Source organism: Alteromonas sp. NFXS44, assembly GCF_040148705.1.
Lineage (GTDB): Bacteria > Pseudomonadota > Gammaproteobacteria > Enterobacterales > Alteromonadaceae > Alteromonas.
In genome coordinates this window covers 289,389-315,654 of sequence record NZ_JAGDEA010000011.1, presented here as the reverse complement: position 1 = coordinate 315,654, position 26,266 = coordinate 289,389, and the positions used below count along the sequence as shown (strand labels likewise).

Annotated in this window: 25 protein-coding genes and 1 other RNA gene; 13 read left to right on the top strand and 13 right to left on the bottom strand. The window is 49.3% G+C overall.

Features of this window, described 5'->3' with window-relative positions; translation table 11 throughout:
- Positions 1-111: 111 nt before the first annotated feature.
- The 7 genes from J3369_RS15165 to J3369_RS15135 all read left to right on the top strand — a co-directional run bounded on the left by J3369_RS15165 (position 112) and on the right by J3369_RS15135 (position 8,507).
- Entirely contained in the window at positions 112-1,356 is a 1,245-nt protein-coding gene (locus tag J3369_RS15165) for an efflux RND transporter periplasmic adaptor subunit (RefSeq protein WP_349588375.1), read from the top strand.
- Entirely contained in the window at positions 1,356-4,523 is a 3,168-nt protein-coding gene (locus J3369_RS15160; RefSeq protein WP_349588372.1) for an efflux RND transporter permease subunit, read from the top strand. Before J3369_RS15165 ends, J3369_RS15160 begins: the two co-directional genes overlap by 1 nt.
- 150 nt (positions 4,524-4,673) lie before the next feature.
- Positions 4,674-5,384, top strand: a complete 711-nt coding sequence (locus J3369_RS15155) for an SIMPL domain-containing protein (RefSeq protein ID WP_349588370.1) — start codon at positions 4,674-4,676, stop codon at positions 5,382-5,384.
- 106 nt (positions 5,385-5,490) lie between these two features.
- Positions 5,491-5,781 carry a DUF1289 domain-containing protein gene (locus J3369_RS15150; RefSeq protein WP_303572910.1) on the top strand — a complete coding sequence of 97 codons (291 nt, stop codon included), beginning with the start codon at positions 5,491-5,493 and terminating at the stop codon, positions 5,779-5,781.
- A 98-nt stretch (positions 5,782-5,879) separates the two neighbouring features.
- Positions 5,880-6,704 (top strand): HDOD domain-containing protein, encoded by an 825-nt coding sequence (locus tag J3369_RS15145; RefSeq protein WP_303572911.1) that lies wholly within the window; start codon positions 5,880-5,882, stop codon positions 6,702-6,704.
- A 59-nt stretch (positions 6,705-6,763) separates the two neighbouring features.
- Entirely contained in the window at positions 6,764-7,585 is an 822-nt protein-coding gene (locus tag J3369_RS15140) for a DUF481 domain-containing protein (protein WP_119502147.1), read from the top strand.
- A 172-nt stretch (positions 7,586-7,757) separates the two neighbouring features.
- On the top strand, positions 7,758-8,507 hold the full coding sequence (locus J3369_RS15135; RefSeq protein WP_349588366.1) for a DUF481 domain-containing protein: 750 nt from the start codon (positions 7,758-7,760) through the stop codon (positions 8,505-8,507).
- Positions 8,508-8,585: 78 nt separating this feature from the next.
- On the opposite strand, the gene J3369_RS15130 is transcribed toward J3369_RS15135, so the two are convergent.
- From J3369_RS15130 to ssrS, 9 genes are all read right to left on the bottom strand, one after another.
- Positions 8,586-9,389, bottom strand: a complete 804-nt coding sequence (locus J3369_RS15130) for a substrate-binding periplasmic protein (protein ID WP_349588364.1) — start codon at positions 9,387-9,389, stop codon at positions 8,586-8,588.
- Position 9,390: 1 nt separating this feature from the next.
- Positions 9,391-10,506 (bottom strand): putative porin, encoded by a 1,116-nt coding sequence (locus tag J3369_RS15125; RefSeq protein WP_349588361.1) that lies wholly within the window; start codon positions 10,504-10,506, stop codon positions 9,391-9,393.
- A 209-nt stretch (positions 10,507-10,715) separates the two neighbouring features.
- On the bottom strand, positions 10,716-11,945 hold the full coding sequence (gene serA, locus J3369_RS15120; protein WP_119502144.1) for a phosphoglycerate dehydrogenase: 1,230 nt from the start codon (positions 11,943-11,945) through the stop codon (positions 10,716-10,718).
- 138 nt (positions 11,946-12,083) lie between these two features.
- Positions 12,084-12,743 carry a ribose-5-phosphate isomerase RpiA gene (rpiA, locus tag J3369_RS15115; protein WP_349588358.1) on the bottom strand — a complete coding sequence of 220 codons (660 nt, stop codon included), beginning with the start codon at positions 12,741-12,743 and terminating at the stop codon, positions 12,084-12,086.
- A gap of 59 nt (positions 12,744-12,802) precedes the next feature.
- Entirely contained in the window at positions 12,803-13,423 is a 621-nt protein-coding gene (locus tag J3369_RS15110; protein ID WP_349588355.1) for a 5-formyltetrahydrofolate cyclo-ligase, read from the bottom strand.
- Entirely contained in the window at positions 13,407-15,017 is a 1,611-nt protein-coding gene (locus J3369_RS15105) for a GAF domain-containing sensor histidine kinase (protein ID WP_349588353.1), read from the bottom strand. The genes J3369_RS15110 and J3369_RS15105 overlap by 17 nt, the downstream gene beginning before the upstream one ends.
- A 76-nt stretch (positions 15,018-15,093) precedes the next feature.
- Positions 15,094-16,035: a nucleoside hydrolase gene (locus tag J3369_RS15100; RefSeq protein WP_349588350.1), complete on the bottom strand. Its 942-nt coding sequence runs from the start codon at positions 16,033-16,035 to the stop codon at positions 15,094-15,096.
- An 18-nt stretch (positions 16,036-16,053) separates the two neighbouring features.
- Complete coding sequence (locus J3369_RS15095) at positions 16,054-16,950, bottom strand: ribokinase (protein ID WP_349588348.1); 897 nt, start codon at positions 16,948-16,950, stop codon at positions 16,054-16,056.
- 22 nt (positions 16,951-16,972) lie between these two features.
- A non-coding RNA gene (ssrS, locus tag J3369_RS15090) (6S RNA) lies at positions 16,973-17,155 on the bottom strand.
- A gap of 329 nt (positions 17,156-17,484) precedes the next feature.
- Here ssrS and J3369_RS15085 point away from each other — a divergent pair.
- From J3369_RS15085 to J3369_RS15070, 4 genes are read left to right on the top strand one after another with little or no spacing between them, the layout of a single operon-like run.
- On the top strand, positions 17,485-18,051 hold the full coding sequence (locus tag J3369_RS15085) for a UPF0149 family protein (protein WP_349588346.1): 567 nt from the start codon (positions 17,485-17,487) through the stop codon (positions 18,049-18,051).
- Between the two features lie 2 nt (positions 18,052-18,053).
- Positions 18,054-19,361 (top strand): Xaa-Pro aminopeptidase, encoded by a 1,308-nt coding sequence (pepP, locus tag J3369_RS15080; RefSeq protein WP_349588344.1) that lies wholly within the window; start codon positions 18,054-18,056, stop codon positions 19,359-19,361.
- 3 nt (positions 19,362-19,364) lie between these two features.
- Entirely contained in the window at positions 19,365-20,561 is a 1,197-nt protein-coding gene (gene ubiH, locus J3369_RS15075) for a 2-octaprenyl-6-methoxyphenyl hydroxylase (RefSeq protein ID WP_349588342.1), read from the top strand.
- A gap of 17 nt (positions 20,562-20,578) precedes the next feature.
- A complete protein-coding gene (locus J3369_RS15070) occupies positions 20,579-21,751 on the top strand; it encodes an FAD-dependent monooxygenase (RefSeq protein WP_349588340.1) in 1,173 nt (390 codons plus the stop codon).
- Here J3369_RS15070 and J3369_RS15065 read toward each other — a convergent pair.
- The 4 genes from J3369_RS15065 to J3369_RS15050 form a co-directional block, all read right to left on the bottom strand.
- Positions 21,714-22,010, bottom strand: coding sequence for a hypothetical protein (locus J3369_RS15065; RefSeq protein WP_349588338.1), 297 nt, complete (start codon positions 22,008-22,010; stop codon positions 21,714-21,716). The two genes, J3369_RS15070 and J3369_RS15065, sit on opposite strands and share 38 nt — an antisense overlap.
- 206 nt (positions 22,011-22,216) lie before the next feature.
- Positions 22,217-23,410: a porin gene (locus J3369_RS15060; protein ID WP_349588335.1), complete on the bottom strand. Its 1,194-nt coding sequence runs from the start codon at positions 23,408-23,410 to the stop codon at positions 22,217-22,219.
- 86 nt (positions 23,411-23,496) lie between these two features.
- A complete protein-coding gene (locus J3369_RS15055) occupies positions 23,497-23,625 on the bottom strand; it encodes a hypothetical protein (RefSeq protein ID WP_349588332.1) in 129 nt (42 codons plus the stop codon).
- A 109-nt stretch (positions 23,626-23,734) separates the two neighbouring features.
- Positions 23,735-24,583, bottom strand: coding sequence for a LysR family transcriptional regulator (locus tag J3369_RS15050; protein ID WP_349588329.1), 849 nt, complete (start codon positions 24,581-24,583; stop codon positions 23,735-23,737).
- A gap of 139 nt (positions 24,584-24,722) precedes the next feature.
- Here J3369_RS15050 and gcvT point away from each other — a divergent pair, with 139 nt between their 5' ends.
- Both gcvT and gcvH read left to right on the top strand, forming a co-directional pair.
- Positions 24,723-25,802 carry a glycine cleavage system aminomethyltransferase GcvT gene (gcvT, locus tag J3369_RS15045; RefSeq protein WP_303572929.1) on the top strand — a complete coding sequence of 360 codons (1,080 nt, stop codon included), beginning with the start codon at positions 24,723-24,725 and terminating at the stop codon, positions 25,800-25,802.
- A gap of 32 nt (positions 25,803-25,834) precedes the next feature.
- Entirely contained in the window at positions 25,835-26,224 is a 390-nt protein-coding gene (gene gcvH / locus J3369_RS15040) for a glycine cleavage system protein GcvH (RefSeq protein WP_119502131.1), read from the top strand.
- Positions 26,225-26,266 lie beyond the last annotated feature (42 nt).

Genomic DNA, 26,266 nt, shown 5'->3' with positions numbered 1-26,266 from the left:
TACGATAAATATATTATATGAGATGATGTGTTGTATATAAAAAGATAATTTTTTTTATTGATTGGTGGTGTGCATAATGCGCAGCATCCACACTCAACGAGATCGCCAATCATGTCTGCATTAATAAAATTCTCATTAGCATTATGGGTCACCATTCTGTTAACCGCCTGCGGCGGAGAAGAAACAAACCCGGCTAATCAGGCTGCTGCCAGCACAGCAGCGCCTGCCATTCCTGTTGATATTGCGCCTGTTATTCATCAGGAAATCGCTCAATGGGATACTTTTACCGGCCGCCTTGAATCGCCGCAAACTGTCTCTCTGCGCCCGCGGGTGTCAGGCTACATTGACTTTGTTGCCTTTGAAGAAGGTGAATGGGTTGAACAGGGACAAACCCTGTTTCTTATTGATAACCGTGCGTTCAAAGCTGAAGTCGACCGCTTGTCTGCCCAGCTTGAAGATGCACAAAGCCGCTTACGTTTAGCTAAGCAGGATTTAGAGCGGGCTGCATCATTGCGCCGCACCAATGCGATTTCCAAAGAAATTGCTGATGCCCGTCAGGCCGCAGTTGAACAGGCTGAAGCCAGCGTGTCTTCAACCCGTGCTGCGTTAGATTTAGCGCAGTTAAACCGCGGCTTTGCCCGTGTTGAAGCGCCTGTTTCAGGTCGTGTTTCCCGTGCAAATATTACTGCCGGTAACTATGTCACTGCCGGTCAAAGCGTACTGACCAGCATTGTTTCAGTCGACCGCCTTTATGCCTACTTTGATGTTGATGAAAGTACTTACCTTGCATACACCTCTGCGCCCGGGGAAGTGTCTCAGCCACTTGATCAACTGACCGTGGCTATGCAACTGAGTAACTCTGAGAAATTTGAGCACTGGGGTCAACTGGATTTTGTTGATAACCAGGTCAACCCGAATACCGGCACAATTAAAGTACGGGCGGTGTTTGATAATGCCGACGGCCGTCTGGTACCGGGATTATTTGCTCACCTGCGTCTCGCCAGCGGTGAATCCCGCGATCGTATTTTAATTGATGAAACCGCCATCGGTACTGATCTCAACAACAAGTTTGTTCTGGTAGTCGATGAAAACAATGTTCTGGCTTACCGCGCTGTTACGTTAGGCGACAAAGTGGGAGCACTTCGTTTCATTGATGACGGATTATTCCCTTCAGACAAAATTGTGGTGAATGGCCTGCAGCGCGTGCGCCCGGGTGCCACCATTGCCCCTACTGAAGTATCCATGCACAGCAGCGAAGCCTTCGAGCAGTTGCAGGTATGGCAGCAAAATATAAATCAGAACAGTGACCTGGCCGCAAATGCAGCACCTGCGAATGCGCCTGAAGGAAGTCGTTAATGAATCTGTCTACGTTTTTTATACACAGGCCTATATTTGCCGGGGTGTTGTCACTGCTGATCTTTATCGGCGGTGCCATCGCCGTGTGGCAATTGCCCATAACGGAATACCCGGAAGTGGTGCCACCAACCGTGGTGGTCACTGCTAATTACCCGGGTGCCAACCCTAAAATCATTGCAGAAACCGTAGCCAGTCCGTTGGAACAGGAAATCAACGGGGTAGAGGATATGTTGTATATGTCTTCTCAGGCTAACTCTGATGGCAGAATGACGCTGACCATTACTTTTGCAATCGGTACCGATCCCGATGCTGCTACAACACTGGTGCAAAACCGGGTTAACCGCGCTTTGCCACGTCTGCCACAGGAAGTGCAGAGACTGGGTGTGGTGACCGAGAAGTCTTCACCGAACCTGACCATGGTTGTGCATTTAACATCGCCGGACAGCCGTTATGACATGCTGTATCTGTCGAACTATGCCGAGCAAAATGTCAAAGATGAACTGAACCGTATTAATGGTGTGGGCGAAGTGCGCTTATTCGGTGCCGGCGAATACTCTATGAGAGTCTGGCTGGATCCCAATAAAGTGGCCGCCCTTGGCATGAATGCCGGTGATGTGATTTCAGCTATTCAGGCGCAAAACCAGCAGGCAGCCGCAGGTAGTCTTGGTGCTCAGCCGGCCGGTGGCAGCGAGTTTCAGTTACTTATCAATGTTCGCGGTCGTTTACTGGATGAACGCGAATTTGGTGACATCATCATTAAAACCGGCGACGCCGGTGAGATATCACGGTTAAAAGATGTGGCCCGTATTGAACTGGGTGCGGATTACTACACCTTGCGTTCGTTACTGAATAATCGTCCGGCCGCCGCGCTGCCAATTTTTCAGGCGCCCGGTTCCAATGCGATTCAAATCAGTGATGATGTGCGCGCTACCATGGCAGATTTGTCTGAAGCCTTTCCGGAAGGACTGGACTACGACATTGTGTATGACCCCACAGTCTTTGTGCGCGGTTCCATTAAAGCCGTAGTGAATACTCTGTTCGAAGCGGTATTACTGGTTGTATTAGTTGTTGTGCTGTTCCTGCAAACCTGGCGCGCATCCATTATCCCGCTGGTTGCTGTGCCTGTGTCTCTGGTAGGTACATTCGCATTCATGCAGCTCATGGGTTTTTCGTTAAATGCGTTATCCCTGTTCGGACTGGTGTTAGCTATCGGTATCGTGGTGGATGATGCCATCGTTGTGGTTGAAAACGTGGAGCGTAATATCGCTGCCGGGCATTCGCCGGTTGAAGCCACAACCATCGCCATGAAAGAAGTGACAGGGCCTATTATTGCCACCACCATGGTACTGGCGGCGGTATTTATTCCTACGGCATTTATGTCCGGACTCACCGGCCAGTTTTACCGTCAGTTCGCCCTGACGATTACCATATCAACGGTGATTTCAGCCATCAACTCGCTGACGCTGAGCCCTGCATTATCGGCCTTGTTGTTAAAGTCTCATGATGCACCCAAAGACTGGCTGACCAGAGGCATGGATAAGGCGCTGGGCGGATGGTTGTTTAATCCGTTTAACCGGTTCTTTGACCGTGGCGCTAAAGCGTACACCGCCGGTGTAGGTTCTCTCATTCGTAAATCCGGCATCATCATGGTGCTGTATGCAGGATTACTGGCACTCACATGGCAGCAGTTCAGCAGCACGCCTACCGGTTACGTGCCGGCTCAGGACAAAATGTATCTGGTTGCGTTTGCCCAGTTGCCGGATGCGTCTTCACTGGACAGAACGGAAGACGTGGTACGTCAGATGTCCGCGATTGCGTTGCAGCAGGACGGCGTATCTGATGTTGTGGCATTCCCGGGGTTGAATATTAACGGGTTTACCAACAGCCCCAGCTCCGGCGTGGTGTTCTTCCCGTTAAAGCCTTTCGCTGACAGGGAAGGGAAGGGGCTGACTGCCGGTGCGATTGCCGGGCAGTTGAACCAGAAGTTTGCAGCAATTAAAGAAGCGTATGTCGCCGTGTTTCCGCCTCCCCCTGTACTGGGCCTGGGCACAATCGGTGGTTTCCGTCTGCAATTGCAGGATCGCGGGAATCTGGGTTTTGAAACCTTAAATGAAGTCACGCAGCAGGTGGTGCAAAAAGCCTGGGCAGACCCGGTACTCACCGACACATTCAGCAGTTACCGCGTGAGCGTGCCGCAACTGGATGTGGACGTGGACCGCACCAAAGCAATAGGAATGGGCGTGAACATCGATACGTTGTTTGACACCTTACAAGCCTATTTAGGATCGGTGTATGTGAATGATTTCAACCTGTTCGGACGTACCTATCAGGTGAATGTGCAGGCCGACTCTCAGTTCCGTCAGGATGCAGAACAAATCCGTCAGTTCAAAGTGCGCAATGCGCAGGGCGAAATGATTCCGTTAGGCGCGTTTTTAGACATCAATCATACCGCCGGACCGGACCGCGTCATGCACTACAACGGCTATGTTACTGCTGAAATCAACGGTGCTCCTATGCCCGGTTTCAGCAGTGATGAGGCGAAGGTTGCTATCGAGAAAATACTCGATGAAACTCTGCCAATTGGCATGACGTACGAGTGGACAGAATTAACCTATCAGCAAATTCTGGCCGGTGATGCATCTATGTATGTATTCCCGCTGGTTGTGTTGCTGGTGTTTCTGGTACTGGCTGCACAATATGAAAGTTTGTCATTACCGCTGGCCATTATCCTTATCGTGCCTATGACTTTGCTCAGCGCGTTAATCGGTGTGGGTATTTACGGCGGAGACAACAACATCTTCACCCAGATCGGGCTCATTGTGTTGTTTGGTCTGGCCACGAAGAATGCCATTCTGATTGTTGAATTTGCTAAGGAACTTGAAGAGGAAGGTCGCACTGCCCTGGAGGCGGTGAAAGAGGCGTGTCGTCTGCGTTTGCGCCCCATTCTGATGACATCCGTTGCCTTTATTATGGGTGTACTGCCAATGGTGATTTCAACCGGAGCCGGTGCAGAAATGCGTCAGGCCATGGGCGTCGCGGTATTCTCAGGCATGATTGGCGTGACTTTCTTCGGCCTGGTACTGACACCCGTGTTTTATTACCTGCTACGCCGGAACCGCAAACCGGCACCCGCTTTAACGTCTCAGGCGCAGTCCCGGACAGCTTAGACCCGACCCGGGACTCCTTTTGCCGCCCTCCCCGGGCGGCTTTTTTATGTCAAAGACACAATTCATCACAATTTGATCGTAGTAATGCCTTTTTCATTACGTATCCTCAGAGCATTGATGAATCAACGCCAGACAAGGAAAAGGAAAACTATGAGTAAAGCAGCCGCCGCTATTATTGGCACAGGACTGGTTATCGCATTTGCCGTGCTGGGAGGCCAGCTGGCAACGGCGCTGGTGGATTTTAAAACCTGGGACAGAGTGGTTACTGTGAAGGGGTTGTCAGAACGGGAATATCCTGCAGACCAGGTGATCTGGCCGATACAGTTTACTGAAGCCGGCAATGATCTCTCAGCACTCTATGACATGCTGGAAAGCCATTCAGATAAAATTACCGCATTCCTTACAACCAGCGGCATTAGCGCTGACGACATCAGCTTTAATCAGCCGGTGATCACCGATAAGCTTGCGCAACAGTACGGCGGCGATAACAGGGTAGAATTCAGGTACAGTGCCAGTCAGACCGTAACCGTGTACTCAACGGATGTGGATGTGGTAAGAAAAGCCATGCCTGATATTTCTGATCTCGTTAAACAAGGTATCGTGTTTTCTAATCAGCAGTGGGATGCTCAGCCTCAATATGTATTCAGCCGGTTGAATGAGGTGAAGCCTGACATGATTGAAGAGGCAACAGTGAATGCCAGAGAAGTGGCTGAGAAGTTTGCCCGGGACTCTCAAAGCCGGATAGGTAAAATTAAGCGGGCTAATCAGGGGCAGTTCACCATAACGCCACGGGATGCGCATCAACCGCACATCAAAAAAGTCAGAGTTGTTTCAACCATAGAATATACCTTAACCGACTAACTGATACGATGTTCAGATTGCGGTGCACACGGCATAGCGTCTACACTAACTGCCTGGAATAACGGTGCGGCCGTATGGGGTTGCACACCTGGCAAACGGGGGCTTCATGGCAGTAAAAGCAAACCATCCTGATCAGATGGAAATTTTTGCTGTACCCAGTCCCTGTATTGGTGTTTGTCAGGCTGGTCCGAAAGGCTATTGTATGGGGTGTTACCGCACCCGTGACGAGCGTTTTCACTGGCTGCAGATAAACGATGCCGCCAGACGTACCGTGATTAAAGCCTGCCAGAAACGTAAAGCCATGGCCTTGCGGCAACAACAGTCCGACGATGGCGGGCAGGCAACGGTTGAAGAACCTCAGCAACAATCTTTATTTTCCGACAACGGGAAACAGTAACATGGCCACAGTAATCAGGCTATTACCAGTATTGCATTTTCTCCCGTATTTACAATAAGTTGCTATACTCAAAATCAAGAAATATACAAGGTTTACTCATGTCGATGGAAAAGTACGTCAGTTACGCCACACAGTCCTTTACGTTCCCGAATATTTGTCTGAAAATCCGGGACGTACTGGATGATCACCGCAGCGACATGGATGATGTGGCGAAGCTCATTGCCGTTGACCCATCGCTGACGGTAAAAATTCTCCGTCTGGCTAACAGCGCTTTATTCCGCTTTCCTTCCCAGATTGATTCCATCGGCAAAGCGGTCAGTGTTATCGGGGGCGAGGCGCTGTACAACCTTGTGGTAGCAGAAACAGCGAATACGGCGTTCAAGCACTTTAACAGTGCTCATATCCGGCTGGACAAGCACTGGTATAAGTCAGTCTACAACGGGCTACTGGCTAAAACGCTGGCCAAACAGTCAAATATCCGCGGCAGTGAACGGTTCTTCGTGATGGGCATTCTCTGCCATTTCAGTGAACTGGTGGTGGCCAAAGAAGATCCTGAACTTTATCTGGCGTATCTTGAAGATAAGTCCGGTGAGTTACCATGGGAAAAGCAGGAGAGGCACTTTGGTTTTACTTTTGCAGCCTGTTCCGGGGAAATTATGGAGCAATGGCGTTTGCCTCTTCCTCTCTTTTTCCCGGTAAAATATGTTCACAATACCAGGAAACACGCTGAAGAGGCGGATATAGGTTTGTTGGCGTGTTCAATGCGGGTTACAATTCGGGAAATCATGAAACCGGAGTACGGCGATATTGAACTTTTCACGCCGGAAATGGCCAATACGTTGTTGGTTAAGGGAGAAACGATGGATAACGCGATAGCCTGGACAAATGCTGAAGCTGAAAAGGTATCTGCGCTAATCCTTTAGAAGAACAAGGTCGCCACGGACGGTTCATAACAGTGCGCTAAATAAAAATATTAAAACCCATGTTAAATCCGTTTACTGCGAGATTACTGGTCGTTGTTGTCTTATTTTCCGGCAGCATCACCGGCGCCATGGCCGCCGACCGGAATCTTATACAAACTTTATATCATTCCGACTTCGACGAAGTGGGTGATGGCGGGCAGCCCCGCTTTACCCTGGACGGAGAAGTTGGTCTGTTGTCTGCGTCAGGGAATACCAACGCTAATTCCCTGAAAGCGGCCTTACATTCTGAACATGAAACTGCGAAATGGAATAATAACTACTTCGCAGAAATGCTGTACAAGCAAAGCAAAACAGAAAACGATGACGGTGAAACGACCAGTGAAGTTACCGCTCAGCGTTTTTTTGGTTATGCGCAATTTGATTATAAACTTATGACGCCCGGGCAACGTACTTTCATGTACGCTGATTACGAGAACGACCGGTTTAACGGTTATGAATACCGTGCTTCGCTGGCTGCAGGTTGGTCTCAGCGGTTATGGAATGAAGATGAAAGTTCATTCCGCTACAGCGTCGGTCCCGGTTATGCCTTCGTGGCTGTGGAAGAGGGTACTGAATCAAATGTGAATAATGGCCTGATTGCCAGAGCATCAGGTGAATATCAGTATCAGTGGAATACCGGCGCGCAACTTCGTCAGTTTATGAGTGCTGAGATCGGGGCTGATAACATCAAAACCCGGTCGGTCACAGCCTTATCAGCAAATCTGTTCGACTCACTGGCCATGAAACTTGCTTTCAACCTGGCTTATGAAACCGAACCTCTTGAAGATGTGAAAAGTGTAAATACGGAAACCACAGTCTCTGTGGTTTACCGTTTTTTCTGAAGAATAATAAAGCGACGACGCTGAAGACAGCGCGCATCTGGCCGGGCCATCAGGATCGCTACCGGGCTTTTGGATGGGGAACAATCACTATCATGGATGATATACGCTTTGCCGGCCTGAACGGAGTCTGTTCAATACCGGTATCATGGAAACACATATTTTAGGAATGCAAATGAAAAAGCAACTTTTAGCTGTCGCTGTGCTCAGCGCAATGGGTACCACTTCTGTACTGGCACAAGATGATGCTAAACCGTTTACTCTGGAAGGTGGATTAGGTTTCATCTTTACCTCCGGTAACACGGAAACCACGTCTATTAACGCGTCTTTAGAAGGCCATCAGGAACTGGAAAAGTGGAGTAACGACTACACAGTTGAAGGTCTGTACAAGAAAGAAACGGTAACTGACGACGACACTGGCGAAGACGTAGAACGTACTTCTGCACAGAAATTCTTTGCTTCAGGTCAGGGTAACTACAAGCTGGAAAATCCTGATTACCGTTTATTCGGCTTCGCCTCGTACGAAGATGACCGATTCAGCAGCTATAACTACCAGTCTACTGTCGCTGCCGGTTGGAACCAGAAGGTTTGGCAGAACGATACAACGTCTTTAGAGTATTCAATCGGTCCTGGTTATTCCTGGGCAGAAACACAGGAAGATGTTGAGCAAAACAGTTTCATCGTTCGTGCTTCCGGTGCATTCGAATGGCTGATTTCTGATACAGCGAAATTTTCTCAGACAGTGAGTACGGAAGTGGGTGATGAAAACACCAAGTCACGTGCAGAGTCTGCACTGACTGCCACTATCAGCGGTAACCTGTCGATGAAGCTTTCAGTCAAACTGGACCACAACTCCCGTGTTGATGAAGGCGTTGAAAAGCTTGATACTGCCACAGCGGTAACACTGGTATACAGCTTCTTCTAATCCGTATCCGTTGTGAATGAACATAAAAAGCCCTGATTTACAGGGTTTTTTTTATGGGAGTCATTCACTACCTTCAGGTTATCTTCTGTCAAAGTTCACCGGCTTCTCCGGTGTCTGATAATACCCTTCTCTCAGCAGGCGTTTGAAACGGTCCAGTTCACCTTTTTCTTTCAGGTTATTCAGACCTCTGTTAAACAGCTCCAGCACCAGTCGCTTTTCTTTGTTTTTAGGTACCAGCAGGTGAGTGGTGACAGTAGAAACCAGCGGACTTATCTGGTGAATTTCATCCCGTTCTGCCTCGCTGAAATCACGTTGCAGAAGATACCAGCCGGTTAATTCATCGATAGGGAAAATATCTGTGTCGCCGTCGATCAACTGGTTAAAATTATCATCGTCAGTGTCTGCCGTGCTGATGTTTTTGCCTTCTTTGATGTATCGGGACAGCTCATTGTTATAAAGATAGTCTTTCGTAACTCCCATGGTGTAGCCAGTCAAATCATTCAGACCTGACCACATGTCGGGCCCGGATTCATTGTTGACGTAGAAAACCAGGTTTTCTGAGGTGACCGGCTCGCTGTGCCAGAAGGTTTTTTCCCGATCCCGCACATAGTTGCCGTAAGAAATGGCGTCATATTCGCCATTCTCTGCACCTTCCAGTGCGTCTTCCCAGGGAACGTAAATAAACTCAGCCCGTACACCTGTTTCCAGAAACACTTCGCGGATGATGTGATTCATGTAGCCGTTGTGTTCCATCTCTTCAGAGGTATACGGTGCGTATTCCGTGGTGGCAATTTTCACTGTCATCCAGGTGTGAGCCATGGCTGCGGCGGGTAACAACGCGGCGGTCAGCAGCGCTGTTTTTATAAGTCGTAGTGATAACATATCAGAAATATACTCCCAGGCTGATGTTCAGGCGGTGTGTGGATTGCGGATCATCGTTGAAGTTTAACCCCATGCCGGACCCGCCGGAAAACCACATGTTTTTGCCCTGAATACTGTCGACATATACGAATAATTTGGACCAGCCGAAGCTGCATCCGTTTACCCACTGTGTACTGTCGCTGCCGGCTTCTGAGTCTCCTTCCACGCGGGAATATTCACTGTAGCAGGTAATATCCTCTAAAGAAGCGACAGTGAAAGGTAAGCTGTAAGCCAGGTTAGCCATATACGACTGACCTTCGCTGGCCATCAGGAATGGCGCTTCAAACGAAGACAGGGCCAGCCGGTCCTGCAGTTGTCCTTCCGGGGCTGCCAGGTCATAGCGGTAATCCAGATACTGCAGCTCTACTTTCCAGGGTTTCTGGTTATGGCGCAGGTGTACAGTATAAGCGGTCATGTCTCCGCTATCCTGTGTATCAAAATTAAATATGTCACCCTGCTGAAACGATACGCCGATGTCAGTGGTGGAGCGGGGAAGCAGTCTGGCTTCGTAATTTACCCGCAAGTTGTACTGGCCGTCTTCCTGATTACGGTATTCGCCGTCATCAGCGACGTCAAAGGAATAGCGGCCAAAGCGGGCGGCATTATTGTATTCGTCATTCAGAAAATAGCCGGCGTGAACCGTAAACGGGCCTCGTTCATAACGGGCAACAACCCCGGCATCATAATCATCTTCAAAACCAATATAGTAATTGGCGGAGAACCAGAAGCTGTTTGAAGCGAATGGTAACAATCCGAAGGGTACTTTAGTGATACCGCCGGTAACATCCAGGTATTCGTCGTAATGCCAGGTCAGATCTGCATAGCGGACCGTATCGAAATCAGTATTTTCATACCACCGGTAGTCAGCTTTGTAGGAAAAATCATCGAATTTTCCGTCGACGGTGAGTTTGATTGATTCAAATTCCAGTCCGTCCCGTATCGCCGGCGCCTGCCAGTCACGGTGACCGTAATTGACTCTCACATGGCCGCCAAGGTTAAAGTTATCTTCTTCTGCAGTGACGGGACCACACAAAGCGGTTATCCCTAACGTCATGCACAGTGCGTTTCTTCTCATCATGCTTAAAAGCCCTGAGGTTAAATACGTGCGCCGTCATGGCCCAACGCAGCAGGTGTTAAATTTATGCGTCACAGAAAAGATACACGGCAGCACAAAGCTGAGATCAAACACAGCAGTATTTAACTGAGGAAGGCGTGATCAGAAGAGATAAAAAAATCCGGTGTACAAAGACACCGGATTTGATTTTGAACATAATCCTTTTTAAGGAATTAGTGCAGCAGACGGGTTTTAATTGTGCCTTTAATGTTTTGAAGCTGAGCAAGACCTTCATCGGCTTTGTTAGCTTCCACATCAACAACTACATAACCGATATCCGCAACGGTTTGCAGGTACTGAGCTTCAATGTTGATGCCTTTTTCTGCAAATGTCTGGTTAATCTGGTTCAGAACACCCGGACGGTTTTCATGGATGTGCAGTAAGCGCGAACGGCCGGGATGATCCGGTAAGGATACTTCAGGGAAGTTCACTGCAGACAGGGTTGAACCGTTGTCTGAGTATTTCGCCAGTTTACCGGCTACTTCAATACCGATATTTTCCTGCGCTTCCTGTGTGCTGCCTCCCACGTGAGGGGTAAGGATCACATTATCAAACTGACGCAGCGGCGATTCGAATTCTTCAGTATTCGATTTTGGCTCAACCGGGAATACATCGATAGCGGCACCGGCAAGGTGTTCGCTTTCCATGGCTTCAACCAGTGCATCAATATCAACAACGGTACCACGGGACGCATTGATAAGGATGGCGCCTTTTTTCATTTTCGACAGTTCTGCTTTGCCAATCATGTCTTTAGTAGACAGCGTTTCAGGAACATGCAGAGAAACAACGTCAGATGTCGCCAGAAGGGTATCCAGTGATTTCACCTGCACAGAGTTACCCAGTACCAGCTTGTCTTCAATATCGTAGAACTGAACACGCATACCCAGGTGCTCAGCAAGAATGCTCAGCTGTGTACCAATGTGGCCGTAACCAATGATACCCAGCGTTTTACCACGGGCTTCGTACGAGCCTACAGCACTCTTTTCCCACTCACCGCGATGGGCTTTGGCATTCTTTGACGGTACGCCGCGAAGGAGAAGAATTAACTGGCCCAGCACCAGTTCTGCTACAGAACGGGTGTTAGAAAACGGTGCATTGAATACAGGAATGCCTTTAAACTGAGTGGCTTTCAAATCTACCTGATTGGTACCGATACAGAAGCAACCTACAGCAACCAGCTTTTCAGCGGCCTGAACCACGGCCTCAGTGATCTGAGTACGTGAACGGATTCCGATAAAGTGAACATCCTTCACTTTTTCGATGAGATCTTCTTCTGACAGGGAGGTCTTCAGATACTCAACATTGGTGTAACCGTTACTGTTTAAGGTTTCAACGGCACTTTGGTGAACGCCTTCCAGTAGCAATATACGGATCTTGTCCTTGGGTAGGGATACTTTACTCATTGCCTCACATCTCGAATAGTTGGTTGCAAAAAGACATCTGGACGTCTATATGGGCAAAATAACAGATATCGTTGTTTGTTGAAAGCGCTATTTCATTCAGCAAGCCTTATATCCGGCTTGCTGTTATGGTGGTTAAGTTTAGTCGCTGACCGTAATTACGCCCGAACCGGTTGCTACCAGTACAATATCTGCGCCACGGTTAGCAAAGATTCCGTTAGTGACTACGCCTGCCAGACTGTTAATAGCATCTTCCATTTCCCGGGGATTAATGATGTTCAGGTTGTGAACATCCAGTATCACGTTGCCGTTGTCAGTCACCACGCCTTCACGGTAAACCGGATCGCCCCCCAGTTTTACCAGCTCTCTGGCTACGTAAGAGCGCGCCATGGGAATGACTTCAACAGGGAGCGGAAATTTGCCCAGTACCGGTACCTGTTTGGTGTCGTCTACAATACACACGAAGGTTTTCGCTACCGCTGCGACGATTTTTTCACGCGTCAGGGCTGCGCCGCCACCTTTGATCATGTGCTTGTGTTCTGTCACTTCATCAGCGCCGTCAACATACACTGAAAGGCTGTCTACTTCATTCAGCGAAAACACTTCAATGCCGAGGGCTTTGAGTTTTTCTGTTGATGCGTCAGAGCTGGATACTGCGCCAACAATCTTGTGTTTAATTTCTGCCAGCGCATCAATAAAAAAATTGACCGTTGAGCCTGTGCCCACACCAACAATGGTGTCCGGCTCTACATATTTTATGGCTGCTTCAGCTACAGCTTTCTTCTTCGCGTTCTGATCCATAGGGGTTCTCCAAAGTTTTGCAGAAGTTTAACTGAAAACTGCAGGAATGGGAGACGAAATTAAGGGCAATTAGTCTTATCCGGCCGTATTACCCCGGAAGGCGTGATGATGAGATCCAGGGGGAAATCCCAGGGTTCAACCGGCAACGCATCAACCTGCTGGCAATCATGTGCGATACCGGCAAGAAGAGGGCGGGAAACGGCCCTGCGATAAGGTGCCAGCGTACGGTCATAAAATCCCCCGCCCATGCCCAGGCGGTTTCCTTTGGCGTCGAAGCCGGTTAGCGGCATCAAGATCAAATCATGGTGGGAGAAAGGAACGACATCAGGGCATCGTAACTGAGGCTCAGCAATATTGAAGCGGTTATTCACCAGTATGGTGTTGTTATGATAGTGCAAAAATAGCAGATGCTGACGGTTAAACGGGTGCAGTACCGGCAGGCTGACAGTTTTATTCTGCGCTGCCGCGGCGGCAATGGTATCCGTTAGGCTGACTTCTCCGTCGTTTGCCAGGTATGCCGCAACATGTGTGGCTTGTTGCCATTCCGGCAGTGCCGTCAGCTTACGGCTCAGGCGTACAGCAGCCTGAGCCTGCGTCTCTTCAGACAGGTTGTTGCGGCGTAACCGCAGTACTTTGCGTAATTCCTGACGTGTTAATCCTGCGCTACTGATTTTTTCCATCGGGTAATAAGAAGAAACTTAAGGTGTCGCAAAGTGTATCATTATTCACAGGGAGTGTGAGGGCGGCATCAATGCCGGTTTTCCGCAATTGTTTGTCTTCAGTGAATAAATCTTCTGTTAAAGCCACTATGGCTAAACAGGGGTCCTGTTGTCTGAACTGAGTGATTTCTTCATTGGTCACCGCTTTTGCTGACAGCAACAACAGGTCATATTGCCGCGCCTGTAATTTTCGGGCGGCTTCCTTCACATCGCTTTCCGTTCCGGCATCAATCTTCAGGCGGGTAAGCATGCCGGTTATTGCTGATACATCATCCTGTGCTGACAAAATCAGTATTGCCGGGTTGTCTTTAATAAACGGAGTGTCAGGTCTCTTGGCCGGAGCGTCTTCCAGCTTCCCGGCAGTCTTCTCTCCGGCCGTGACTGCCGGCACTGCAAACGTCACACAGGTGCCACGGCCCTGCCAGCTACGTACTTTAATCCGGCCTTTTACATTATCAGCCAGACGGCGCAAGCCGGATATGGCAACCACCTCGCCATGCTCGCCGTCAGGGGCTGCATAGAGTTCCATTAACTGGTCACGGTTCATACCACGGCCATGGTCCTGCACTGAAATAATAAGCCCGGAAGGACGGTAGTAGATTTGCAGATGAACTGCTGTGTCTTTTGATGAATAACGGATTGCGTTTCCGGTGATTTTTAACAGCAGCAAACCCAGCCCTGCTTCGTCAAGTATCAGGTGTTCCGGCACCGAAGCATCCAGCTGACCTGTCAGAATAATTCGCCCCCTGCGCGCTTTACCGGCCATCGTATGAAAGATGTGATTGAAGAACGGTTTCGTTTCGATGGTGGTGCGGCCCTGAGAGTCTGCCTTGATATCAGTTTTACCTGTGGCAAGCACACTTTCTACTGCCCGCATCAGATTCTGACTGCTTTCGTGAATAAGCCCCAGTGAATCCTTAAATACGGCAGATACCGGTGTCGTTTTCGTTTCTTCTTCCAGCAGACGGCTGAAGGTACAGATGGATTGAAGCGGGGTTTGAAAGCGGCGGCTGATATCTGTTAGATATTTGGATTTCAGCGTATTCATTTGCCGCAATACCAGGTTTTGCTTTCGCAATTCCAGATGTGCCATCACACTTTTCCCCAGTGTGGTTAATGCAGATTTTTGCATTTTGCTCAGGCGTTTAGGCTCGCTGTCTATGGCGCAAAGGGTGCCCAGGGCATAACCTTCCGGAGTGATAAGCGGTGTACCGGCATAAAAACGGATATTTGGCGGACCGGTGACCAGCGGGTTATCGTGAAAACGTTCGTCACGGTGTGTGTCGTTAATCTCCATTAATGCATCATCCAGAATCGCGTGGCCGCAAAAAGAGATATTCCGGTGCGTTTCTGAGGCATCCAGTCCTACTTTAGATTTGAACCACTGACGGTCAGGATCCACCAGACTGATAAGAGCTATAGGGGTGTCACAAATCTCCGAAGCCAGAGATGTGATGTCATCAAACAAGGTTTCGCTTTCTGTATCCAGAATGCCGTAACTAAGCAGTTCGGCCAGGCGTGCTTCTTCATTTTCCGGTAATGGTGGTTGAATCATGATTTCCCCGGGCTGTCCTTAAGTCATAAAAAAAGCGCCCGGAGGCGCTTTTGGCAGGGAAATACTCCTCCGGACTTTATAAAGCGTAGGTGTCGATGAACAATTGTTCCAGTTTTTCGTGATTAACATCGGTTGCGACATCTATCATTTGCGCTTCAGTCCATAGCGGGCTTGGTGTTGAGCCTGCCTGAGCGACGACCGTTTGTCCTCTGTCCAGTTCACCGGTACCTACACGGGCGTGGCCACGGGTAATGGTAAACAGTTCAGGGTTGACCAGCCAGGCCAGCGGATACGCGTCGTGGAAGAAACACACACGCTCTTCACGGTTTTGCGAGTAAAAGTCGATATAAAACTGTGATGCACGCTTAACAAAGCCACCCAGTTTTTCATTCCCCGTTTCCAGTGTATCCAGGAAAGAAGGTGCGAAAGGCGCTTTCAGCGTGACATCGAGACCAAACATTGTAACAGGCCAGTCTGCAGCGAATACAATGGCTGCGGCGTGAGCGTCGTTCCAGATATTGGCTTCAGCCACCGGCGTTACGTTACCGGGTACAAATGCCGCGCCGCCCATAATAGCGACACCTTTAATCAGCTTAGGTAATTCCGGCTCAAGACGTAATGCCAGCGCCAGGTTACCTAACGGGCCAATAGCAACCAGCGTGATTTGACCGGGATATTTGCGGGCCATATCTACGATGTACTGTGCTGAACTGCGGTGATCAAGCTCACGCTCAGAGGCTTCCGGAAACGTATTGCCGAAGCCGTCATCACCATGTACGAAATGGGCATAACCTGACTCCGGGCCAACCCAGGGCATGCCCACACCTTGTGTGACAGGAATGTCCTGACCGGCGTATTCACACAGGGTCAGCGCATTTCTGGCAGACATGGTTACCGGCACATTACCGAAAACGGTAGTCAGGCCCAGCACTTCAATTTCAGGATGTTGAAAAGCAAAGAAGATCGCCATTGCATCATCGATGCCCGGATCGGTATCAAGAATAATTTTGTGTGTCATAGTTGTCCTTTTGAACTATCAGACATGTTTCGCGAGGAAGCGGTCTACTTCCTTCTGCTGCGGTATAGATTGTGCTGCACCTTCACGGGTAACGGCGATGGCAGAGGCGGCACAGCCGCGGATAAGTGCTTGTCTGGCGTCAGTGTGATTGCTGTAGGCCGATAAAAAATAACCGATAAAACAGTCACCGGCGGCGGTGGTATCAACGGCATCCACCGTAAATGCATCTACTTTGATCACATCGCCACTTTTACGCAGCATCATAACGCCGTCTTTACCCAGTGTAAGAATCACTTCGCCATGTTGCCAGTTAGCTTTAAACCAGGTGACGATATCTTCAACATTGTCCTGACCGGTAATCGCGGCAGCTTCGGTTTCATTTACGATGAGCAGATCAACGCATTCCAGCGGTAAAGACTTAACTGATTCACTCATAGGCGCAGGGTTAAAAGCAACTTTCAGTTGCTTCTCTTTTGCCTGCTTCAGCATATCAGCAATGCTGCTGGTTTCATTCTGGGTAAGTACCCAGTCAGCTGAACGGGTATCACTGAGGGCTTTTCTGACTGTCGCTTCATTGATTGTCTGATTAGCACCGCCGAACAGCACAATGGCGTTTTCTCCGTCAGGGGTTACCTGAATAATGGCATGCCCTGAGGCCGTTTCGGTACAGGCAACATACTGACAATCAACGCCATGGCGAATTAATGTTTGTTTGAATGCCGCATCAGACTGATGAATTGCGCCCACGTGCTTAACGTCAGCACCGGCCTGTGCCAGTGCAATAGATTGGTTTGCGCCTTTGCCGCCAAGCAACTGAGTGTATTTTGTTGATGCCAGTGTTTCACCCGGCTTTACGAAATGATCTACGTGGTAGACGTGATCGATATTTATCGAACCAAAATTAATGACTGCCATTTCTACTTTCCGTCGAAAGAGGGCGCCTTCCGAAATGCCGCTGTTCATCGTTCGCCCGTGAACCGAAATGTTCAGGGCGGAAGAATCTTCATAGCCGTAGGCTTCCCGGTACGCGCCGGGCTTGCACAATAGCTACGCGGTCATCTTCCTTGGTTTAAAGCATCGGCCAGGGACATGAATGAACTGGCAAACATTCCAGAAGACAGTGTAATTAAAAAACAGCGCAACAGAGTATATCAAACGACACGGTTCGTGAAGCAGATCACCCTTAAAGTTACGAGAACTTTTCAAAAAAGGCTGTTTTATTGGCTCTAAGCCTGCTGTAGCAACATATTGCATGCCTGACCATTTGGTTAAGCTTGTTGCTTTATTAAGCAGGTTTTATCGATAACAGTGTTGATCCTAAAGCATTATGGGGTACGTGAAAAGGGGAGAAAGACTGACTGCTCAAACACTGTCCATGAAATTGGTTTAAACTGGGTTTTAAGTAGCCTTTTTGGTAGCATGACTGCAATTAACTGATGGAAAGAATACGTGGATAAACAACTCGATTACGACCGTGTCACTAATGTGTTGTCACAATACGATGTCATCGCAGACGGTGCTGAAATTCAGGGCACATTGTGCGGTATGTTGTGTGGCGGTATGGCGGTATCAGAACGGAAGTGGATGGATGTACTGAAAGACACCATGAATGAGGGCGCAGCGTTTGCTCCGGAACTGACCGTGGTGCTTACCGATGTATTCAATGAACTATGTCAGCAACTGATTGAAGCGGAATTTTCCCTCAATCTGATGTTGCCGGATGAAAAAGCACCGATCAATGACCGTGGTCTGGGTCTGATTAACTGGGTACAGGGTTTTATGCTTGGCTTCGGATTGTATCAGCAAAACCTGATGCAATGTTCTGAAGACGTCAAAGAAGCGTTACAGGATTTCGCCGATATCTCCCGCATGGAAGAGCCTATGACCGAAGATGAAGAATCTGAGCGGGCGCTGTTTGAAGTGGTGGAGTACGTCAAAATTTCTGCACTGCTTTGCTTCAACGAACTGGGCGAGTCGCTGCTCGACGATCAAAAAGATAAACCTTCTGTACACTGATCATGATAAGCAAACAGGAATTTATTGCGCGCCAGCACCGCTTGCTGGCTCTGTGTGAACCGGAAAGCGTGGTAGTGATCCCTGCTGCTTCGCTGATAACACGCAGCCGTGATACAGAATATCCTTTCCGCCAGAACAGCGACTTCTGGTATCTCACCGGTTTTGACGAGCCGGATACCGTATTGTTGCTGTCGAACCACAGCCAGTTTTCCGATCCTTACCGTGCTATGGCGTTTCGGCCGAAGGACAAAACAGCCGAAATCTGGCAGGGCAGGCGATTAGGCGCTGATGCAGGTTTGTCAGAGTTTGCTCTGGATGAAGCGTTTGAGCTGAGCGAACTGGATGATGTGCTGTCAGAATGGCTTGGCGGACACGACCATGCATATTTTCCGTTTCAAAGTCCGCTGCGGGAAACTCTGTTTGCTGTGCACAATAAGCTGGCGGCAGCGCCGAAGGAGAATATTTCTCCGGCGGCACTCTGTGATGTTACACCGCTAATTCATGAAATGCGGTTATTCAAATCTTCCTGTGAAATTGCGCTGATGCAGGCTGCCGGAAAAATCTCCGCACAGGGACATATCCGAGCCATGAAGTTTGCTCATCCCGGCTGTTACGAATATCAGTTGGAAGCAGAGCTGCATCACGAATTTGCTATGTCCGGTGCCAGACATCCTGCCTACGGCACCATTGTTGGCAGCGGTGATAACGCCTGTATTTTGCATTACACCGAAAACAACGCACAGGTTTGTGACGGTGATTTGATCCTGATCGATGCCGGCGCAGAATATGCCGGTTATGCTGGTGACATCACACGGACCTTTCCGGTAAATGGTAAATTCAGTGCGCCACAGCGCAGGATTTATCAATTGGTGCTGGACGCCCAGCTTGCCGTACTCGACAGGATCGGGCCCGGTATGACGCTGAACGAAGCCGGTTTAATTGCTGCTGAAGTACTCACCGCCGGTCTGGTTGAACTGGGCCTGCTGAAAGGCACTGTGGCAGAAAACCTTGAAGAATTGCATTACCGGCAGTTCGTTATGCACGGCATAGGGCATTATTTAGGACTGGACGTACATGATGTGGGTGACTACCGTCAGGACGGTGAAGATCGCCCGCTGCAACCGGGAATGGTGATCACTATCGAACCCGGACTTTATATTGCGCCGGACGCAGATGTGCCCGAAGCATATCGCGGTATTGGCGTGCGGATTGAAGATAATCTGGTGATCACGGCAACCGGTGCTGACGTAATAACTGCAGATGTACCGAAAGAAATCAGTGAAATTGAAGCGTTAATGAGGAAGTCATAACCGGTGTCTGAATTTGATGTCGTGATTATCGGAGGCGGAGCTACAGGTAACGTTATTGCCCGCGGATTGCTGAAACACACCGGCTTTTCTGTTGCGCTGGTCGAAGCCAACGCTTATACCTCAGACGGTTCCCATCCCGGGTTTGATGCCAGAGTGATTGCACTGGCAAAACGCACCGTGGATGAGCTGGCCGCGCTGGATATCGACGCAGGTTCTGCCGGTGCCGTGCCCATCAAGCATATTCAGGTTTCAGACAAAGGAGCTGCCGGGCTCTGCCAGCTCAATGCTGATGACTTTCACGTCAGCCATTTCGGGCAGGTAATTTCATTGAAGCACCTGGGTGAAGCCCTGCAAATTCCGCCGGAGACCCCGGGATTCAGTTTGTTTTGTCCGTTGCATGTGAGTTCAGTCAGCCGGACTCAGGATGCCACGGAACTTACCTTAAGCAATGGCGAAACTCTGCGTGCCCGGCTGGTTATTCTGGCAGATGGTGGCCGTTCGCCACTGCATGAAGAACTCGGGTTTGAGCGTACCGCAAAGGATTACCGTCAAACCGCCATTGTGGTGAACGTCATCACGCAAAAGCCTCACGAACATCGTGCTTATGAGCGTTTTACCGCGGAAGGGCCGGTGGCTTTTTTACCTTACGATCCGGGCTTTGCATCCGGACACCGAAATGCCTGCGGTTTCTCCGTTGTATGGACGGTGTCGCCTGAACGGGCGGAAACCCTGATGCAGTCCGGTGATAAAACTTTTATTCAGGCGCTGCAAAAAAATTTCGGCTGGCGGCAGGGCGCAATTCTGCAGGCCGGTGAACGCACTGCGTATCCCCTGACACTGCAGCGTACGGTGAATACCACCACGCATCGCGCAGTCGTGTGTGGCAACGCCTCGCAAACACTTCACCCCATTGCCGGGCAGGGTTTTAATCTTGGCTTACGGGACGCCTGTGCGCTGGTGGCACAACTGGCTGATGCTGATGATCCCGGTGCTTTTCATGTGTTGCGCCAATATGCGCTGAACCGTGAGCAGGACAAAAAGGCAACTATCACGCTGACCGATGGCCTGGTCAGATTGTTTTCCAATGATAACCGGGGTTTGCTGGCAGCCAGAAATGCCGGCTTGATGGCGATGGATAACTGTCCGTCGCTGAAATCGTTTTTTGTCAGACAAACCACCGGATTTGCCCCGGGCGCATAATATTCAGGAGAAAGAGCATGGATACAGTGGATATTGCAATTGCGGGTGGCGGCATGGTGGGATTAAGCCTTGCAGCAGCCTTGCATGACAGCGGGTTATCTGTGGCCGTGATCAGCGACCAGCCATTTTCCCGTGAGATGCCGGCAGAACCTGCGTTACGGGTCAGTGCAATTAACGGGGCTAATTATTCAACGTTGTCAGACCTTGGCGTATGGCAGCGCATGCCGCAAGAGCGGGTAAGTGCCTATCACACGATGTCCGTCTGGGATAAAGACAGCTTCGGAAAAATTCATTTTTCGAAGGAAGATTTACCCGCGCCGCAACTGGGTCATATTATTGAAAACCAGTTGCTGATCAATGCGCTGGCTGACACGGTAGCGCAGCAGTCTTACGTAAAATTAATTGAAACCCGTATTCAGAAGGTACTTAGTGGTCAACGGGAAACCATGCTGATGCTGAAGAACGACCAGGTACTGGCCTGCCGGCTACTGGTCGGTGCCGACGGTGCGAATTCCTTTGTGCGCCGGCAAGCCCAATTTCCTCTTACCTTCAAAGATTACGGTCATTCGGCAATCGTCGCTACAGTGAGAACCTCCGTACCTCACGAACAGTGCGCGAGACAAGTGTTTACCCCGGACGGACCGTTAGCGCTGCTACCTTTATCTGAGCCGGATCTGGTTTCTATAGTTTGGTCTCAAACCAATGAAGTGGCATCGTCTTTAACCGGGTTGAGTGATGAAGCTTTTAATCATGCCCTCAGTGCAACCAGTGACAGTGTTCTGGGCGTGTTAACGGTAGAAAGTGAAAGGCACAGCTTCCCGCTTACCATGCGTTATGCCAGACAGTGGGCAAAGAACGGCATGGTTATAATCGGTGATGCGGCACATACCATTCATCCACTGGCGGGGCAGGGAGCGAACTTAGGGATGCGTGACGCTTTTGCGCTGGCAGAAACACTTAAAACCTGTGCTCAGGATGATAAAGATTTTGCATCTCTTGAAAATTTACGGGCGTTCGAGCGGGCGAGAAAGGCTGATGCTATGGCGGTGGTCGCGGCAATGGACGGGTTTAAAACGTTGTTTGCCGGAAATCATCCCCTGAAGAAATTTGTGCGCGGGGCCGGGCTGGTAATGACAGACGCCATTCCCGCTATCAAGCGTCAGTGGCTGGCTCAGGCGATGGGTTGGTAGCACGCAGTAGTGCATTCAACGATTCCCGCGTGAAGCGGGATTCACCGCTGTAGTAGTTTTGAGTTTCTATCACCACTTCGCCTTCAGCCAGCAACTTCATCGTCAGCACATCTTCGTTATAAAGCTCTGCAACGATTTTCAAATCATTAGCATTTTCAATACTTCTGACTCTGTAGTGACAGCGTTGACAATAGCTTGACAACGCTGTCAGCAAAAGAGAGTTTACTTTACGTAAATTAATCTCAATGTCGTTTCTCATGATATTTCCCGGTTACTGTGTAAAGGGGCAGGAAGACAGGTTGCCACATGAAAACTTTTACACATACCGGATGACGACCATCCGGCAACTATTTTTAGAATCATAGTTTTTACTAGTATACTCTTCAGTGTAGTCAGGTAATTTAGACAAAAGTAGTAATTTTTGTTGGTAAGATGAGTAAGCAATAATATTGAATCCGGCAGCGGTTAAAAACTGACATCCCATTGTAAGCGCCAGGTTATCCGGTCTCCCACCTCTTCACTCTGTTGTTCCATGCTGATATTACTGACTTCAGCGGTCATTTTGTTGTTATGACCGTTGATAAACCAGTTAAATGCCAGTGTGCGTTCGTAAAACCTGTCGCCGTCATCACCGGTTTTCGGATCGTACGTGGCATATCTTGCTGCCACTTCAAGCGGCGCAGGCCACCAGGCTAACTGTTCATTTAGGAAGTATCCGGCCTGCACATAATAGCCACGCAGGGTTGTTTGCCGGCTCCCGTTAATTCTGTCGGTGACCTCTTTTTTATGATATTCGCCCTGAGCATTAAAACCCTGATAGAAGAATGCGCCGTCGACGAGATATTGTTTTACGTCGTATTGGTCAGGGGCTTCACCAATGTCGATATTATCCAGTGCGCCCGGGCCCGACGAGGAAAAGCGGGTGTAAATACTGCGGTATTTTGCGCCGGCTACAGCAACAGCGGCTGCAGGTTCCGACGAGCGTTTGATATCACTGTTTTTAAAACCGGTTTCCTTACCCAGAAAGTTCCACTGGAAACGTCCGGCATACATGGGGTTGCCATCGTGATTGTGATATTCACCGCGACCGGAGCCGGTTAACAGGGCTGTCCAGTAATTAAAGTTTGCCGCGCCGCCTTCATCAATATGCCCATAAACCGACATACCCTGCTGGCGATCCAGAGTAAAAACACGGTTGATGATTGAGCGGTCCATCATTTGCTGTCCGCCGCTGCTCACACTACGCTCACGTGAGTATTCCACTTTCCACTGACCAAACTTCACCTTTAGCCCGTCATACTTTTCCAGCGCAATGGTAGCGTTTAATGTGCGGGAATCTGCCGCGTCGTACTCCCAGTAGTACTTTACCCATTCACGAACAGCGTGGCCGCCAACCTTTAGCCGGGCACGGTTAATATCGAACTGATTGCCACTTTCAGCAATGAAATCGCCGATATCGTTGGGTTGCCCGGCGCCCGGGCTGGCAAAGCGAAACTGTGCTCTGCCACGGATTTGCACGGAATACTGATTATCCGCTGTAGAATAAGTCAGGCCGTTACCCTCGTAGTCTGAGAATAAAGACGTGGCATTGCTGTTAAATGCAGAAAGAACGCTGAATGTAATGAAAAGAAAACGAAGAGAAGAACAAGTAAAAGACACATTTCACCTTGCAGCCGGTAAGAATGGCAGCGGAGTGTATAGTCTTTAGTCGTATATTCAAAGGTGATTGTCACAAAACTGACATATTAAACGACCCATGACATACCAATAGCCGCACCTGCTCCCATGCCCAGAGTAAAAAGCAGTACACCGGCGAGCAGATTTTCTGCCGGAAACCTCGTTGTTGATAGTGGCGGCGTATGTTCGTGGTCCACAGTGGCATCCTTATCTTATGGTTGATTAATAACGTTAAGTTTTAACCACTTCATACTAAGCATACTGCCAGGCCGGCACCACTGAACTCAGGAACGGATCTAAAACAGATTAACGCTGCAACCTGCTTTTTATAAACTCCGCCAGCGTGCGGCTGACCACCGGATGCTGGGTATCCTGATTGAACAGGCAAATATTGACTTTCCCCAGGCGGGGCAGGCGGCTGTCTTTTAAGATAGTTAAATTCTCCGGCATACTGGAGCGGGCGAGGGCGGTGATCCCTAAACCCTGCTGAATAGCGGCAACCAGACCGCCCAAATCAGCGTTGGTGTAGGTAATTTTCCACACCCGTGTTTGCTGCTTTAATTCATCAATAACCCGGCTGCGGTACATACAACCGTCCGGCGCAAGCACTAAGGAAATATGGTCGCTTACCAACGGTCTGGCGGCATCGCCCACCCACACCATATCGTCTTCCAGCACCAGTTCGCCGCCGGCTTCCGTATCAGGATTCACCAGAGCCAGAATCAAATCGAACTGGCTGCGCCTTGAAGCATGGAGCAAATCGCGGCTTAGCGATGAGGTCACTTCCAGTGAAACATCCGGGTAACGCTTGGAAAATTCACCAATTAAACCCGGTAACAGTGTTGAGGCGAATTCGTTCGGAATGCCAAGACGCAGTCGGCCACTTAACGGAGCGGGGGTTAACGACCGGAAAATGGCATCGTTCATCTCAAGCAATTCTTTTGCTTTAGGATAAAGCCAGTTGCCATCATTACTGGGCAGGTGCCGCTGACCCACTTTGGTAAACAATTTCCGGTCTAACTGCTCTTCCAGTTTTTTGATTTGTAAGCTGATAGCGGGCTGGGAACGGCTCAGCCATTCGCCTGCTTTAGCGTATCCACCTTGCTCAATAACACTCACGAAAGTACGTAAGTTATCTAACGACAACTGCTTCATAATGATTTGAAATGCTGATGATATGAGTTTCTTATATTATATTTGCAAATGTAAGGATAAGAAATTCCAATTTGATTGGTCTTTTGTCGTAAACCTATACTTTGTGTTGTTTTTATCACATCGAAACGGACAAAGTCGCATGACGAATACCACCGCATTACACGCTAAGCACCTTGAAGCTGGCGCAAAAATGGTCGATTTCTTCGGCTGGGATATGCCAATTAATTACGGTTCACAAATCGAAGAGCATCACGCGGTGCGTAAAGACGCCGGTATGTTCGATGTGTCTCACATGACCATTGTTGATGTAACAGGCGCGCAGGCAAAAGATTATCTGCGCTACCTGCTGGCTAACGACGTAGCCAAGTTACAGGTTAAAGGTAAGGCGCTTTACAGCGGCATGCTGAATGAAGAAGGCGGTGTGGTTGATGATCTCATCGTGTATTTCTTCGATGAAACAAACTATCGCCTTGTAGTGAACTCTGCCACCCGTGAAAAAGATATGAACTGGCTGAAAGACAAAGCCAGCGGTTTTGATGTCACCATTACTGAAAAGCCGGACTTCGCGATGATTGCCGTTCAGGGCCCGAATGCGAAAGAAAAAGCCGCTACGCTGTTCAGCGCAGCTCAGAAAGAAGCGGTGGCCGGCATGAAGCCGTTCTTCGGCGTACAGGCTGAAGATTTATTTATTGCTACCACGGGTTACACCGGTGAAGCAGGCTACGAAATTATGGTTCCTGCCACGCAGGCAGGTCAGTTCTGGCAGGACTTACTGGATGCAGGCGTTAAACCGTGTGGCTTAGGTGCACGTGACACGCTGCGTTTAGAAGCCGGTATGAACCTGTACGGTCAGGATATGGATGAAACCGTTTCTCCGCTGGCTGCCAACATGGGCTGGACCATCACATGGGAACCGGCAGACCGTGATTTCGTCGGCCGTAAAGCATTAGAAGCACAAAAAGAAACCGGTACTGACAAACTTGTCGGCCTGGTAATGACCGAGAAAGGCGTGTTACGTCACGGTTTAAAAGTGCGTTCGGAATCAGGAGAAGGTGTGATCACTTCAGGCACCTTCTCACCAACATTAGGGCATTCCGTTGCACTGGCCCGGGTACCTGCCAATACAGGTGAAACTGTAGAGGTGGAAATGCGTAAAAAGTGGGTTACAGTAAATGTGGTTAAGCCCAGCTTTGTACGCAATGGTAAAAGTGTATTGTAATCCCAACATCAAGGAATAATCAGGAACTTATTATGAGCAATATCCCAACCGATTTACGTTATGCATCAACTCACGAGTGGGTTCGACCTGAAGGCGATGGTGTTTTCACTGTAGGTATTTCTGAGCACGCTCAGGACTTACTGGGTGACATGGTATTTGTTGATTTGCCTGATGTGGGCGACGCGGTAAGTACCGGTGACGACGTATGTGTCGCTGAGTCTGTTAAAGCTGCATCTGATGTATACGCGCCAATCAGCGGCGAAATCGTTGCGATTAACGATGCGCTGGAAGACTCTCCTGAGCTGGTAAACAGCGACCCGTACGGAGACGGCTGGTTATTCAAGATTAAAGCGGATGATCCTGCTGAAGCAGAAGGTCTGCTGGATGCAGAAGGCTACGAAAACAGCATCGACGAAGACTAATTCGTTACAGAGCCAACATCCAAAAAGGCTTAAAGGGGCAAT